This is a genomic window from Kitasatospora sp. NPDC002551, from assembly GCF_040296005.1.
Lineage (GTDB): Bacteria > Actinomycetota > Actinomycetes > Streptomycetales > Streptomycetaceae > Kitasatospora.
Map to the genome: position 1 here is coordinate 1 of NZ_JBEOWI010000103.1, position 12943 is coordinate 12943.

At 73.2% G+C, this 12943-nt stretch carries 13 protein-coding genes and 1 tRNA gene; 2 read left to right on the forward strand and 12 right to left on the reverse strand.

Annotation, left to right across the window (positions count from 1 at the left end; genetic code table 11):
- Positions 1-129: 129 nt before the first annotated feature.
- The 3 genes from ABT093_RS39400 to ABT093_RS39410 form a co-directional block, all read right to left on the reverse strand.
- Positions 130-1089, reverse strand: a complete 960-nt coding sequence (locus ABT093_RS39400) for a chaplin (RefSeq protein WP_350572316.1) — start codon at positions 1087-1089, stop codon at positions 130-132.
- A 244-nt stretch (positions 1090-1333) separates the two neighbouring features.
- The gene (locus ABT093_RS39405; protein ID WP_350572317.1) at positions 1334-1579 is read right to left on the reverse strand and encodes a chaplin; all 246 of its coding nucleotides are present in this window, start codon (positions 1577-1579) and stop codon (positions 1334-1336) included.
- A gap of 186 nt (positions 1580-1765) precedes the next feature.
- Positions 1766-3112, reverse strand: a complete 1347-nt coding sequence (locus tag ABT093_RS39410) for a M20/M25/M40 family metallo-hydrolase (RefSeq protein WP_350572318.1) — start codon at positions 3110-3112, stop codon at positions 1766-1768.
- A gap of 253 nt (positions 3113-3365) precedes the next feature.
- On the opposite strand from ABT093_RS39410, the gene ABT093_RS39415 reads away from it, so the two are divergent.
- A tRNA-Leu gene (locus ABT093_RS39415) sits at positions 3366-3450 on the forward strand.
- A gap of 264 nt (positions 3451-3714) precedes the next feature.
- The gene (locus tag ABT093_RS39420; protein ID WP_350572319.1) at positions 3715-4998 is read left to right on the forward strand and encodes a flavin-containing monooxygenase; all 1284 of its coding nucleotides are present in this window, start codon (positions 3715-3717) and stop codon (positions 4996-4998) included.
- Between the two features lie 25 nt (positions 4999-5023).
- Here the strand turns inward: ABT093_RS39420 and ABT093_RS39425 are convergent, their stop codons facing one another.
- The 9 genes from ABT093_RS39425 to ABT093_RS39465 form a co-directional block, all read right to left on the reverse strand.
- Entirely contained in the window at positions 5024-6085 is a 1062-nt protein-coding gene (locus ABT093_RS39425; RefSeq protein ID WP_350572320.1) for a tryptophan dimethylallyltransferase family protein, read from the reverse strand.
- Positions 6086-6108: 23 nt separating this feature from the next.
- Positions 6109-7431: a cytochrome P450 gene (locus tag ABT093_RS39430; RefSeq protein ID WP_350572321.1), complete on the reverse strand. Its 1323-nt coding sequence runs from the start codon at positions 7429-7431 to the stop codon at positions 6109-6111.
- 11 nt (positions 7432-7442) lie between these two features.
- Positions 7443-8036 (reverse strand): GTP-binding protein, encoded by a 594-nt coding sequence (locus ABT093_RS39435; protein WP_350572322.1) that lies wholly within the window; start codon positions 8034-8036, stop codon positions 7443-7445.
- A complete protein-coding gene (locus ABT093_RS39440; protein ID WP_350572323.1) occupies positions 8011-8394 on the reverse strand; it encodes a DUF742 domain-containing protein in 384 nt (127 codons plus the stop codon). The genes ABT093_RS39435 and ABT093_RS39440 overlap by 26 nt, the downstream gene beginning before the upstream one ends.
- Positions 8391-8792, reverse strand: coding sequence for a roadblock/LC7 domain-containing protein (locus tag ABT093_RS39445; protein ID WP_350572324.1), 402 nt, complete (start codon positions 8790-8792; stop codon positions 8391-8393). The genes ABT093_RS39440 and ABT093_RS39445 overlap by 4 nt, the downstream gene beginning before the upstream one ends.
- The gene (locus ABT093_RS39450) at positions 8789-10048 is read right to left on the reverse strand and encodes an ATP-binding protein (protein ID WP_350572325.1); all 1260 of its coding nucleotides are present in this window, start codon (positions 10046-10048) and stop codon (positions 8789-8791) included. The genes ABT093_RS39445 and ABT093_RS39450 overlap by 4 nt, the downstream gene beginning before the upstream one ends.
- A 337-nt stretch (positions 10049-10385) precedes the next feature.
- Positions 10386-11864 carry a chloride channel protein gene (locus tag ABT093_RS39455; RefSeq protein WP_350572326.1) on the reverse strand — a complete coding sequence of 493 codons (1479 nt, stop codon included), beginning with the start codon at positions 11862-11864 and terminating at the stop codon, positions 10386-10388.
- A 142-nt stretch (positions 11865-12006) separates the two neighbouring features.
- A complete protein-coding gene (locus ABT093_RS39460) occupies positions 12007-12711 on the reverse strand; it encodes a TetR family transcriptional regulator (protein WP_350572327.1) in 705 nt (234 codons plus the stop codon).
- Positions 12712-12846: 135 nt separating this feature from the next.
- The coding region (locus tag ABT093_RS39465; protein WP_350572328.1) for an acyl-CoA dehydrogenase family protein at positions 12847-12943 on the reverse strand (97 nt) is incomplete at its 5' end.

Genomic DNA, 12943 nt, shown 5'->3' on the forward strand with positions numbered 1-12943 from the left:
TGCCCGCGCCCGGCCCCCCCGGGGGGGGCGGGCCCGGGGCCCCCCCCCGCGGGGCCGGCGGGGGGGGCGGGGGGGGGGCGGGCGCCCCCCCCCCCCCCGCGTCCGGTGCGTCCGGAGGGTCCGGGGTGCTCAGCGGGCGCCGGCGCGGGCGCGGCGGTAGAGGACGCCGCCACCGATCAGCAGGGCCAGGCCGGCCGCGCCGAGCAGTTCGGTGCTGCCGGCGCCGGTGGCGGCCAGCTGGTGGCCGTTCTCCGCGGTGGCCGGGGCGGCGGCGCGCGCGGCGGCCGGGACGGCCCGCTCCGCGGCCGACGGGGCGCCGGTGGGCTGCGCGGCCTCGGCCGGACCGCCCGCCCGGGCGACGCCCTCGGTGGCCGCGGCGGCGCTCTGGGTGACCGGCGGTGCGGCGGGCGGCGGCGCGTTGTGCGGGACGTGCTCCTCCGGACAGGCCTCCTGGCAGTTCTCCTGCGGCTGGGTGGGCTTGGTGGGCTTCGCCGGCTTGGCGGGCGCCGGGGCGGCCGCGTTGACGCAGGTGTTGCCGTAGGCCGGGTTGAGGGCGCCGACCACGTCGACCGAGTTGCCGCAGGCGTTGACCGGGACGTGCACCGGCGCCTGGACGCTGTTGCCGGAGACCACGCCGGGCGAGCCCGCGGCCGTGCCGGAGGCGCTCGCCCCCGAGGCCGCCGTACCCGCACCGGCCGCGCCGCTACCCGCGCCCGTACCCGCTCCCGTCCCGCTTCCCGTGCCCGCCTGGCCGCCGCCCGCGTGCGAGCCGCCGGTCTGGCCGCCCCCGGCGTGCGCGCCGCCCGACTGGCCGCCGCCGGCGTGCGCGCCGCCGGCCGGACGCCCGGAGGTGTTGGCGCAGTTGTTGCCGAAGGCCGGGTTCAGCGCGCCGATCACGTCGATCGTGTTGCCGCAGGCGTTGATCGGCACCTCGATCGGCACCTGCACCGAGTTGCCGGAGGCGACGCCCGGCGAGCCCGCCGCGACCCCCTCCGCGCCGGCGCCCGCATAGGCGTAGCCGGCGGTCGAGGCCAGCACACTGCCGGTGGCCACGGCCGTGAGGAGCCCCTTCTTGGCTGCGTTCCTCATATTTTCCCCTGACATTTCGAGACGACGTGATGACCTCCCGAAAGTCGGAATTTCCGATCGGGCGGAGAGGTCCTCGGCTGTATGGGATAGAACGAAGGAACGCGCGCCGAGGTTGGCCGGCGGGGCTCCCATTCACCCTTTCGAGGGAGGTTTAGGACGAACCGATGGGGCGTGCCGAAAAAACAAGCGCCCCCGGCACGGCGCGCACGCCGCCCGGGGGCCCGGCTCAAGGACCGACCTGGACTCAGACGTTGAAGCAGGTGTTGCCGAACGCCGGGTTCAGCACGCCGATCACGCTGATGGTGTTGCCGCAGGCGTTGACCGGCACGTGCACCGGGATCTGGATCTGGTTGCCGGACACGACACCCGGCGAGCCCGCGGCCACACCCTGCGCACCGGCACCGCCGTGGGCGGAGGCGACACCCGTCGCGGCGAGCACCAGGCCACCGGCGGCGGCGGTCACGGCGGCGATCTTCTTGACCTTCATCATTCCTCCTGTATGAACACCCGGATATCGGTTCCGGGTCGTCACAGGAAGGAACGACGTTGCGGCAAACGGGGTACGGAGCAGTCCCGCCCTTCACCCAGACCGGTGATACGACGAACAGGAAATCGATCTGTCAGAACGGCGGCGGCCCGCTCCCGGACCCTCCGGGAGCGGGCCGCCGGCCCGTGCTCAGCAGGCGTCGATGAACCGGTCCAGCACCCGCACACCGAACTTCAGGCCGTCCACCGGCACCCGCTCGTCCACGCCGTGGAACATCCCGGCGAAGTCCAGCTCCGGCGGCAGCTGCAGCGGGGCGAAGCCGAAGCAGCGGATCCCGAGGTCCTGGAAGGACTTGGCGTCCGTCCCGCCGGAGAGGCAGTACGGCACGGCGCGGGCGATCGGGTCCTCGGCGCGCAGCGCGGTCTGCATCGCCTCGACCAGGGCGCCGTCGAAGCTGGTCTCGATCGCCTTGTCCGAGTGCAGGCTCTCGCGCTTCACGCGCGGGCCGAGCACGCTGTCCAGCTCGGCCAGGAACTCCTCCTCGTAGCCGGGCAGGAAGCGGCCGTCCACGTGCGCGGTGGCCTGGCCGGGGATCACGTTGACCTTGTAGCCGGCGCCGAGCATGGTCGGCTGGGCGGTGTTGCGCAGCGTGGTGCCGATCATCTTGGCGATGCCGCCGAGCACCCGCAGCGTCTCGTCCATGTTCTCCGGGTCGAGCTCGACGCCGAGCGCGTCCGACAGCTCGTCCAGGAAGGCGCGGACGGTCTTGGTGATCCGCAGCGGGAACTGGTGCCGCCCGAGGCGGGCGACCGCCTCGCACAGCTCGGTGATGGCGTTGTCGTCGTTCTCCATCGACCCGTGCCCGGCCCGGCCCTCGACCGAGAGCCGCATCCAGTGCATGCCCTTCTCAGCCGTCTCGACCAGGTAGAGCCGGGTCCGGTCGTTGACCGTGAAGGAGAAGCCGCCGACCTCGCCGATCGCCTCGGTCACGCCCTCGAACAGGTCCGGGTGCTTGTCCACCAGGTACCGGGCGCCGTAGGTGCCGCCCGCCTCCTCGTCGGCCAGGAAGGCCAGCACCAGGTCGCGCGGGGGCTTGCGGCCGGTGCGCAGCCGGTCGCGGACGACCGCGAGGGTCATCGCGTCCATGTCCTTCATGTCGACCGCGCCGCGCCCCCAGACGCAGCCGTCCGCGATCTCCCCGGAGAACGGGTCGTACGTCCAGTCCGCCGCGTTCGCCGGCACGACGTCGGTGTGCCCGTGGATCAGCAGGCCCGGACGCGAACGGTCCTCGCCCTCGATCCGGACCACGGTGGACGCCCGGCCCTTGGCCGACTCGATGATCCGCGGTTCGAGGCCGAACTCGGCGAGCTGCTCGGCCACGTACTCGGCGGCCTTCCGCTCCCCCGGACCGGAGCCGTCGCCGTAGTTGCTGGTGTCGATCCGGATCAGATCGCGGCAGAGGTCCGCGACCTCGGACTCGCCCGTCACCTTCGGCGCCGCCGCCGCCCGCTCCGCCGACTCGCTCCGCTCGCTCACGGTCACTCCTCGTCTCTGGCCCGCACCGGCGCCCCAGCGCCACCCCCGGGACCTCCGCCGGGGCCGCACGAGCACGTCCGCCCATCCTCTCCCAGCCCCCGGGCCGGATCCACCCCCGTGAAACGCGGCGACACACCGCCGCAACCTGCGCTCCCCCGTCCGGAGCCGTTTTGGGACCGGAAGCCGATCACTGCTACAGTTACATCTGTCAGCGCGGCCGACGAACAGAAGGAAGCCGTGAGGACAACACCCCGTCCGGGTGGCGGAATGGCAGACGCGCTAGCTTGAGGTGCTAGTGCCCTTTATCGGGCGTGGGGGTTCAAGTCCCCCCTCGGACACCGCTGAGCGGGCCAGGAGAAATCCTGGCCCGCTTTTCGTGTTGCGTTCCGCCCGCCCGGCCCTGGTTGTTTTCCGGCCACGCACTTCCTGTACGCCATTGGTCCCTGTTCGACCGCCGTGACCTGAGGTTTACTTTGTCGGCGTCGCACCGCCGCAGCGCGGTGCCGACGGGGGATGGCCATGCCGGTTGATGGGAAGGTGGGTGTTCCGTGGGGAATTTCCCGGGTGGGTCGTATGCCGTTGATGTGCGCGGAGACGCGCCGGTGTGCGTCATCGGAGCGGGTCTGTCGGGCCTGGCCGCCGCGCACGCGCTCGCGGTGCGGGGCATCGATTTCGTCTGCCTGGAACAGGCTCCGGAGGTCGGCGGGATCTGGCGCAAACCCGGGGCCGGGGAGCGCGGGCCGGGCTACCGGTCCCTGCACCTGAACACCGCCAGGGAACTCACCGGCTACGCCGCCTTCCCGATGCCGGACAGCTACCCGGCCTATCCGCGACACGACCAGATGGCCGCCTACCTGCGGGCCTTCGCCGAGTGGGCGGGGCTGCTGCCGCGCGTCGAGTTCGGCACCGAGGTGCTGTCGGTCCACCAGGACACCGACGGTTCCTGGCTGGTCGCCACCCGCGACGCACGGGGGGACTGCGCCACCCGGCGGTTCGCGCGGGTGGTCGTCGCCACCGGCGCCAACGCGGAGCCGCAGCTGCCCGACCCGGTGCCGGACGGCGCCGAGTCGTTCACCGGCCGGATGCTGCACGCCGTCGACTACCTGGAGGGCGACGGGTTCCGCGGGCAGCGGGTGGTCGTGGTGGGCCTCGGCGCCTCGGCCGTGGACATCGCCGCGGACCTCTCCCGGCACGCCTCCCGGACGGTGCTGTCGGTCCGCCGGGGGCTGCACGTCGTCCCGAAGCAGCTCTTCGGCATATCGTGCGACGTCATCGCCGAGGAGCCGTGGTTCACCGGGATGTCGCTGGCCGAGCGGCGCGAGTACATCGAGCAGGCCCTGATCGTCGCCCGCGGCCGGCTCTCGGACTACGGCCTCCCCGAGCCCGACCACCCGATCTTCTCCTCCGCCGTGACCGTCTCCGACGAGATCTTCACCCGGATCCGGCACGGCGCGGTGACCCCGAAGCCGGGGATCGAATCCTTCGCCGGGAGCGTGGTCCGGTTCACCGACGGGTCCGAGGTGGAGGCCGACGCGGTGGTCTGGTGCACCGGCTACCGGATGTCCTACCCGTACCTGCCCGCCGGCTGGCCGGTCGGCCCGAGCGGCCGGGTGGAGCTGTATCGGCGGATCGTCGTGCCCGACCGGGCCGGCCTGTACTTCGTGGGGCTGATCCGGCCGGTCGGATCCATCACCCGGGCCCTGGAGGCCCAGGCGGACTGGGTCGCCCGGCTCGTCGCCGGCGAGGCGGCGCTGCCGTCCGAGGACGTCATGCGCAAGGAGATCGACGAGTACCTGGCCGGCATCGCCGCGCGCTACGGGCAGGGGCTCGGCGCCTCCGTCCAGATCGACGTGGTGCCCTACGTGGAGGAGTTCCGCACGCCGTAGCCCCTGCCCGGGTGGCCCTGTCCGGTCAGCCGGACGGCGGCCGGACGGCGTAGGCCTCCGCGGAGAGGTACGCCGTGAGCCGGGCCGGCAGGCCCCGCTGGTGGGCGAGCGCCAGGTAGGCGATCAGCCCGGCGCCGTCCTGCGGCCGCCGCCCGGTGAGGGAGGGCAGGGCGCGCAGGAGCGGGGCCGGGTCCATGCCGTGCCGGCCGAGCAGGGCCACCGCCCGGTCCAGCGCCTCGCCGTCGTGCGGGGCGTAGTCGCGCACCGGGACGTGCAGGGTGAAGCCGCTCGGCCGGTCGTCCTGCGCGTCGGTGAAGACGTGGCAGGACAGCACCGGCAGCCCGGAGAGCCGGTCGTCGGCGCTCCCGGTGCCGGCGGCCGTGGCGGCGAACTCCCGCAGCACCTCCGCCGTCGGCCCGGCGGCCATCCGGGACAGCCCGCCGACCGCGCCGGCCGGCAGGCCGGGGTGGCGGACGTAGACCTTGACCCGGGGCTGCTCCCAGTCGCCGAGGTCCAGGGCGAAGAACGGGTAGCCGTCACCCGGCGGCAGCGCCGCGAACGCCCGCGGGTGGCCGAGCCGGTCCAGCGCCTCGCGCACCGTCGTGGCGGCCCGGTCGGCGCCGCGGGCGGCGGGGTTCAGGTACACCTTGACCCTGGGGACGCCGCCGGGGCGCAGCTCCAGGGCGCACCACAGGGCCAGCGGCCCCTCCGGGGCGGGCGGCAGGAAGAGGTCCTCCAGCTTGTCCAGCCAGGTGGTGGAGAAGCCCCAGCGCCGGGACATGGCACGGACCGCGTCGAGTCCGGCGCGGCCGTTCTCCTCCAGGCCGGCGGTGCCGCAGCCGGGCTCCAGCAGCACCCGCAGGTCGGGCGGGCCGTCCGGCCGGAAGGAGAGCGAGTACTCCACCGGCGTGTGGTCGTCGGACAGGAACGTCCGGCCGGACGGCGGCAGGTCCAGCCGCCGTCCGGCCTCCGGGCCCAGGGCCCCGGTGAGGACGTCCGCATAGGTCCGCGCGTCGTCCGCCGAGAGGCTCGCGACCTCGCACAGGCCGCGCAGTTGACCCGCGGTGAACTCCCCGAGCGTCAGCACGCCCGGTCTTTCCGGTTTCCCGGTCACTTGGCCAGCCAGCTGAGGAAGGAGCTCCACAGCCCGCGCTCCTTGCGGGCTCCCGTGGAGTGGTCCTCGCGGGTGGCCGCAGCCTGACGGGTCGCCGTGGCGGGCCGCGGCACCTCCTGGACCGGGGTGAACCGGGTCGGCAGCGCGGACAGCGCCCGGCTGAACGGGCCCGGGCGCCAGGTCAGGCTGTCCACCGGCACGGCCAGTTCGATGTCCGGCAGCCGGTTGAGCAGGTTCTCGATGGCCGTCACGGTGATGTGCCGGGCGGGCTCCTTGGAGGGGCAGGCGTGCGGGCCCGCGCTCCACGCCAGGTGCGCCCGGTTGCTGCCGGCCCCGCCGGTGTTGGCGGCCGCGATGCTGACCAGCACCAGGTCGCCGGCGTTCAGCTTGGTGCCGGCGAACTCCATGTCGGCCGCCGGGTAGTGCGGCGCGTAGTTGGTCAGCGGCGGGTTGCCCCAGAGCGTGTCGTCGAGCGCCTCGGCGATCAGGCCGCCCTTGTGGGCGTACTGGTCCTGGGTGAGCAGCAGGTGCAGCGTGTTGCCGATGAGGTTGCGCAGCGGCTCGGCGCCCGCGCCCAGGAGCAGGGCGAGCTGGTGGACCATCTCCTCGTTGTCGAGGGCCGCCTCGTGCTGCATCAGCCACGAGGTGACGTCCTCGCCCGGCCTGGTCCGCTTGAGGGCCACCAGGTCGGCCGCGGCCTGCATCAGGACGTCGGCGGCGCGGGCGGCGTTGACGCCGTCGAACATGCCGGAGATGCCGAACAGCACCCGGTCGCCGATGTCGGCCGGGCAGCCGAAGAGCTCGTTGAAGACGAACAGCGGCAGCTGCTTGGAGTACTCGCCGACCAGGTCGGCCGAGCCGCGGGCGCTGAACTGGGCGATCAGGTAGTCGGAGATCTGCCCGATGCGCTGGGTGAGCCGGCGGGTGTCGATCCGGGCGAGGCTGTCGGTGACCGCCTGGCGCAGCCGCAGGTGCTCGACACCGTCGCTGAACATGCAGTTGGCCCGGTAGGCCAGCAGGGGCAGGACCGGGCTGTCGGCGGGGATCCGGCCCTCGTTGAGGTCGCGCCAGCGGCGCGAGTCCTTGCGGAAGGAGGCCGGGTCCTGCAGCAGTTGCAGCGCGGCGGTGTAGTCGGTGACGAGGGTGGCCTCGACGCCCGGGGCGAGTTCGACCGGAGTGGTCGCGCCGAACTGGCGCATGTAGGCGTAGTAGGCCTGCGGGTCGGCCGCGAACTGCGAGCCGTAGAGGGGTATGCGTTCGCCGGTGCCGTGGGCGGGGCACCCGGGCGGGGGCACGAGTGCGGTGGACTCAGCGTCCATTTTCTTTGCTCCTAGTGGACACGGTCCAGCAAGTGACGGACCAGTCTGATCAATGCTTCGGCGGAGGACTTCTCGTCGCGGGCGTCGCAGGTGACCACGGGGGTGTCGTCCAGCAGGTCCAGCGCCTCGCGCAGGGCTGCCTCCTGGTAGACCGGCGTGCCGTCGAAGCGGTTGACGGCGATCGCGTAGTCGAGGCCGTACTGCTCGATGAGGTCGATCACGGCGAAGGAGTCGGCCAGCCGGTCGGGGTCGACCAGCACCAGCGCCCCGAGCGCGCCGCGTGCCATGTCCTCCCACATCTGCACGAAGCGCAGCTGTCCCGGGGTGCCGAACAGGTACAGCACGACGCGGTCGCTGAGGGTCAGCCGGCCGAAGTCCATGGCGACGGTCGTGGTGGTCTTGCTCCTGACCCCCTTGAGGTCGTCGACCGCCTCCCCGGCCCGCGTCATGGTCTCCTCGGTGGACAGCGGGGTGATCTCGGAGATCGAGCCGATGAAGGTGGTCTTGCCGACCGCGAAGTGCCCGACCACGAGGATCTTCACGGCGGTCTGGTTGGCTCCGTCGCGGACGTAGGCCCGCTCATCCAAACTTGGCCTCAAGTCCATGCAGCACCTCCTCAAGGATGCGCGTGTCCACCAGGGAGGCACGCTCGACGGGCGGCCGCACGAGCAGGAAGCCGCCTTCGGTGAGGCCCGAGAGCAGGATCCTCACCACGCCCAGGGGCAGCCGGGTGTGCCCGGCGATCTCGGCCACCGTGAGGTAGCCCGCCGCACATAACTCGAGCAGGCCCTGCTCCTCGGGGGAGAGTCTGCGGCTGGGGCGCTGCTGATCGCCGGCCGCCGCCGTGACCAGGGTGACCAGGGAGAGCTGCTGGTCGTCCGGCAGCCCCCGCCCCTTGGTGATGACGTAGGGCCGCACCAGGGGCGGGGCGGCGTCGGGCGCCTGCTCACCGTGCCTGGTCATGGGCGCACGCCGAGGTTCTCGCGCGGGGGCGCCATGAGCGCCTTGCCCAGCTGGCCGACGAGCTGCTGCATCCGGAAGGTGATGTCCGCCATGTCGACGTCCGGGGAGGCCGAGACGCCGAGGTAGGCGCCCTGGCCGGCGGAGATGAGGAAGACCCAGCCGCCGTCGAACTCCACCAGGGTCTGCCGCCACTGCTGCTGGGAGCCGTTGCAGAAGAACGCGAGCGATCGGCTCAGCGACTGCACTCCGCTCATCCCGGCGGCGACCCGGTCCGCGTCGTCCTTGCCGATCTCCTTCGTCCGGGCCATCAGCAGGCCGTCCGCGGATATCAGGACCGCGTGCAGGGCTCCGGGAATCTCCAGGGCACTGTCAAGCATCCATGACAGATCGTTGTTCACGGGTACTCATGTCCTTCACTGCTTGCAGCGGTTGCGCTGCTCGTCGTTTCCGCGGCGTCCGGATTCGTGGCCCGGCCGGACTGGGTGCCTCGCTGGAAGGCGCCCATGATCGCCGCCGTCTCCGCGCCCGAGCGGACCGGTGCCCCGGTGGCCGGAGCGCCGAAGCTCTGGCCCGCGAAGCTCTGGCCGCCGAAGCCCTGGGTGGCGAAGCCCGGTGCCCCGAAGCCCTCGGCACCGACGGGGGCCGGCTCGGCGGGGACGACGGACATCGGCCGCTTGCGGCGACGCTTCGGCAGGCCGTCGGGCCCGGTGGCACTCGCGGTCGGCGCGGCCTCGAACGGATTGCGGGCCGCCTCGGCGGCTCCGGGGCCGGTCTGAGCCGGCTTCTGCTCCGGCATCGCGGTGAGGAGTTCGTGCGGCAGGAGGAGAACCGCGCGCACACCGCCGTAGGGGGAGGAGGAATCCACGGAAACCTCGAAGCCGAAGCGCTCGCTGAGCACACCGGCCACCGCGAAGCCGAACTGCGGCGGGTTTCCGAGCGAGGAGACCCCGAGGGCCCGCTCGCTCGACAGGAGCCCTTCCGCCCGGGTGCGCTCCTCGTCGTTCATGCCGATACCGGCGTCGTCGACGACGATGCAAATACCCTTCGGCACGGTGCGGATATTGATTTCCACCATCGTGTCGGGGCTGGAATAGCTGGTAGCATTGTCGAGAAGTTCGGCGAGCGCGAGCGCCACCGGTTCGACGGCCCGGCTGGTGATTCCGTAATCGACCTGGGAGAGAATCTCCACCCGCCGGAAATGCCGGATGCGGCCCTGCGCACTGCGGACCACGTCGTAGATCGAGGCCACCTCGCGCTGCCGGCCGAGCCAGCCGTCGCACAGCACGGCGATGGACTGGGCACGCCGGCCGAACTGCGAGTTCGTGTGGTCGATCTCCAGGAGGTCCTCCAGGATGACCGAGTCGCCGTACTTGTTCTGCAGCCGGGAAATGACCAGCTGCTGCTCGGCGGCGAGGCCCTGGAGGGTTCGCATGGCGGACTTGAGGACCGTCTTGGTCTCCTCGTCGGCGCGCACGTGAGCCGCCTCGACGGATTGCGAGAAATCGCTCTCCAACGCGGCGTAGTGGGCTCTCAGCCCCTCGGACTCCCGGCGCGCGGACGCTGCCGCCCGGCGCTGGAGGACAATGACGGCGATTGCGCCGAGGAGGACGACGAGAAGAGCCCAGAGAATGGGATTCTGCAGGGAATGCGTCATAGGACTCTCTTCAGGAGAGTGGCGGCCAGCTGCTGAATTACCGTCAAAGCGGGGGTGGGCCGGCGGGCGTCCGCACCGGGTTCACCGCCCGGACTGCCCCTGGTGACCTTCCGTCTCACACCCGCCCGATCCCCCCGGCAAGCGCCGTGATCATATCATCGGATGAAACGCCCTCCGCAGCCCACCATCAGGGCCGCGCAGTTGACGTGCGCTCAGTTCGAACTGAAACGAACACCGCCCCCTGAGCGCTTGCGGCGCCCATTCGACCAGACCATGACACCGTGGGCAAACGCCCTGCTCCTGCCGTTGGTTCAACGCGGGCCGGTGGCGTCCGGGTTCAGCGGGGCCCGCTCGCCGGAGCGGGCTCCGGGGCAGGAGCCGGGGCGGCGGTCCGCCCGCGGTGACCGCGCACCAGCTCGCCGGCGACGAACGCCGTCACGGCGGTGACCAGCAGCAACGGGAGCAGATCGGGTGCCTCGGCCCCCAGCAGCGCCGTCGCCAGCACCGTGCTGGTGACCGGCAGCCGGGTGACCGCGGTGGCGGAGGCGGCGAGGCCGACGGCCAGGCCCGGAGCGGTGCCGAGGCCGGGCAGCGGGGCGCAGGCCAGCCCGACGGCGGCGCCGATCAGCACCGCCGGGAAGATCGGGCCGCCGCGCAGGCTGCCCAGCGCGATGCCCCAGGCCGTCGCCTTGCAGAGCGTCAGCGCCAGCAGCGCGAACACCGACCAGGCGGCCGGGTCCGCGGCCAGCGTCCCCAGGGTCGCCTGGCCGGAGAGCGCCGCCTCCTGCGGCGAACGGCCGGTCAGCAGCGCGTACGCGGAGATGCAGGCGCCGACCGCGACGGCGCACAGCACCGTGCGCACCGCCGTCCGCCACGCGGTCGGCGGCGCCTCGGCCGGATCCGGACCGCCGGTGGTGAACGCCTTGACCCGCCGGCCCAGCGTCTGCCCCGCCACGCAGACCACCGCGACGACGGCGGCGACCGGCACGCCCCACAGGAAGTCGCCAGGGTCCGGGGTCCCGCTGTGCGGCACCGAGGGCAGCGCGAGCGCGCCGATGGAGAGTCCCGTCCAGTGGCCGAAGCCGGTGAAGACCAGCGCGCCGACGCCGCTGGCCAGCAGGCACGGCATGATCAGCAGCAGGAGCCTGGGCCCGCCGAGGCCGGCCGCCTCGATCATCATCACGGCGGCCACCAGCGGGCTCCCGAAGATGGTGGAGATCGCCGCCGTCGAACCGGCCGCGCCGAGCACCGGCACCAGCTGCGGCCGGGCCGCCCGGCGGGCCGGGCGGACGGCGAGCAGCGCCAGCCCGCCGCCCATCGCCATCAGCGGTGCCTCCGGACCGAGCACCGCGCCGAGCGGCAGGCAGGCGAGCGCCGCCAGGACGACGCCGGGCACGGCCTCCGGCGGAGCCGGCGGACCGCCCAGGCCGTCCACCGGGATGTGTCCGCCGCGGCCGGGCAGCCGGGTGACGACCGGGGCCAGCAGCAGGCCGGCCAGCAACAGCGCGGGCAGCGGCCACCACCAGGGCGCGCGGTCGTGGCCGAGGGCGTCCGGCAGGCTCTCCCAGACCCAGTGCTGGAGCTGGTGCTCCAGGCCGACGAACCAGAAGGCCGCCAGGGAGACGGGGACGCCGACCAGGGCGGAGATCAGCAGCAGGCCCAGGTAGCCCTTGGTCAGCAGCACCTGACGCAGGGCCGGGGCGGGCGCCCGGTCGGGGGCCGCCGCCGCGACGGGGCCGGCGCCGGTGGCCGGGGCGGGGCCGGTGGCCGGCGCCGGGTCCTCGGTGCCGCCCGGACCAGCGCTGGGCTCCGGCATCGTCCGCCTCCGTCGCGTTCCCCGCGCCGGTCCCGCTCCGGCCGCGTCCTGCGACCGAGTCTCGCCCGCACCCGGGGGACCCGCACGCAACCCCGGGTGCGGCCGCGCGCCGATTGCGCCGTCCGGGTGAACGGCCGAGGGGTCAGTCCCGGTGGACCTGCCGGGCGTCCCCGAGCGCGCTCTCGATGCCCTGCACCATCCGCCACAGCGGCGCGCGGCGGCTGGCGACCAGCACCACGACGTCGTCCTGCTCCCCCGCCCCGGTGCCCTCGCGGGCGCCGCCGGTGCCGGGGCGCTCGCTCCAGGTGTCGGTGACGAAGGACATCGCGCGGTCCACCTCGGCCATCCAGTCGCTCTCCCCGCCCGAACGCAGCCAGGTGCGCAGGGCGTGGTTGTGCGCGGCGACCACCGCGGCGGCCACCACGTCGGCCCGCAGCGGCCCGTCCGGGCGCTCGGCGAAGCGGCCGCGCAGGTAGTGCGCGAGGGTGTGCTCGTAGCGCCAGACCACGGACAGCTCGTAGGCGCGCAGGCCCGGGACCTTGCGGGTGAGGCGGTAGCGCTGGACGGAGAAGGACGGCTGCTCGGCGTACATCCGCAGCACGAGGCGGGCGGCGTCGCCGGCGTGCCGGACCGGGTCCTCCTCGCCGGTGCCGGATTCCAGGAACTCCGTCATGTCGGCGAGGCCGCGCTCGTGGTCGGGGAAGACCACGTCCTCCTTGGCCGGGAAGTAGCGGAAGAAGGAGCGCCGGCCCACTCCGGCGAGCGAGACGATGTCGTCGATCGTGGTCTGCTCGAAGCCGCGCTCCAGGAAGAGCTCGAAGGCGGCGGCGACCAACGCCTCGCGCATCGCGGGCTTCGGGTGCCCGTCGTTCATGGGCCGGTCCTGCTCTTCCTTCTCGCTCATTCCCGGAACATAGCATCGGCCTCGAACACCCGGACCGGGCCGCGGACGGCCGGCCCGGGTGCCCGGGCGCGGCAGGGGTTACGGCAGGTTGCGGGCCATCACGACGCGCTGGATCTGGTTGGTGCCCTCGTAGATCTGCGTGATCTTCGCGTCCCGCATCATCCGCTCCAGCGGA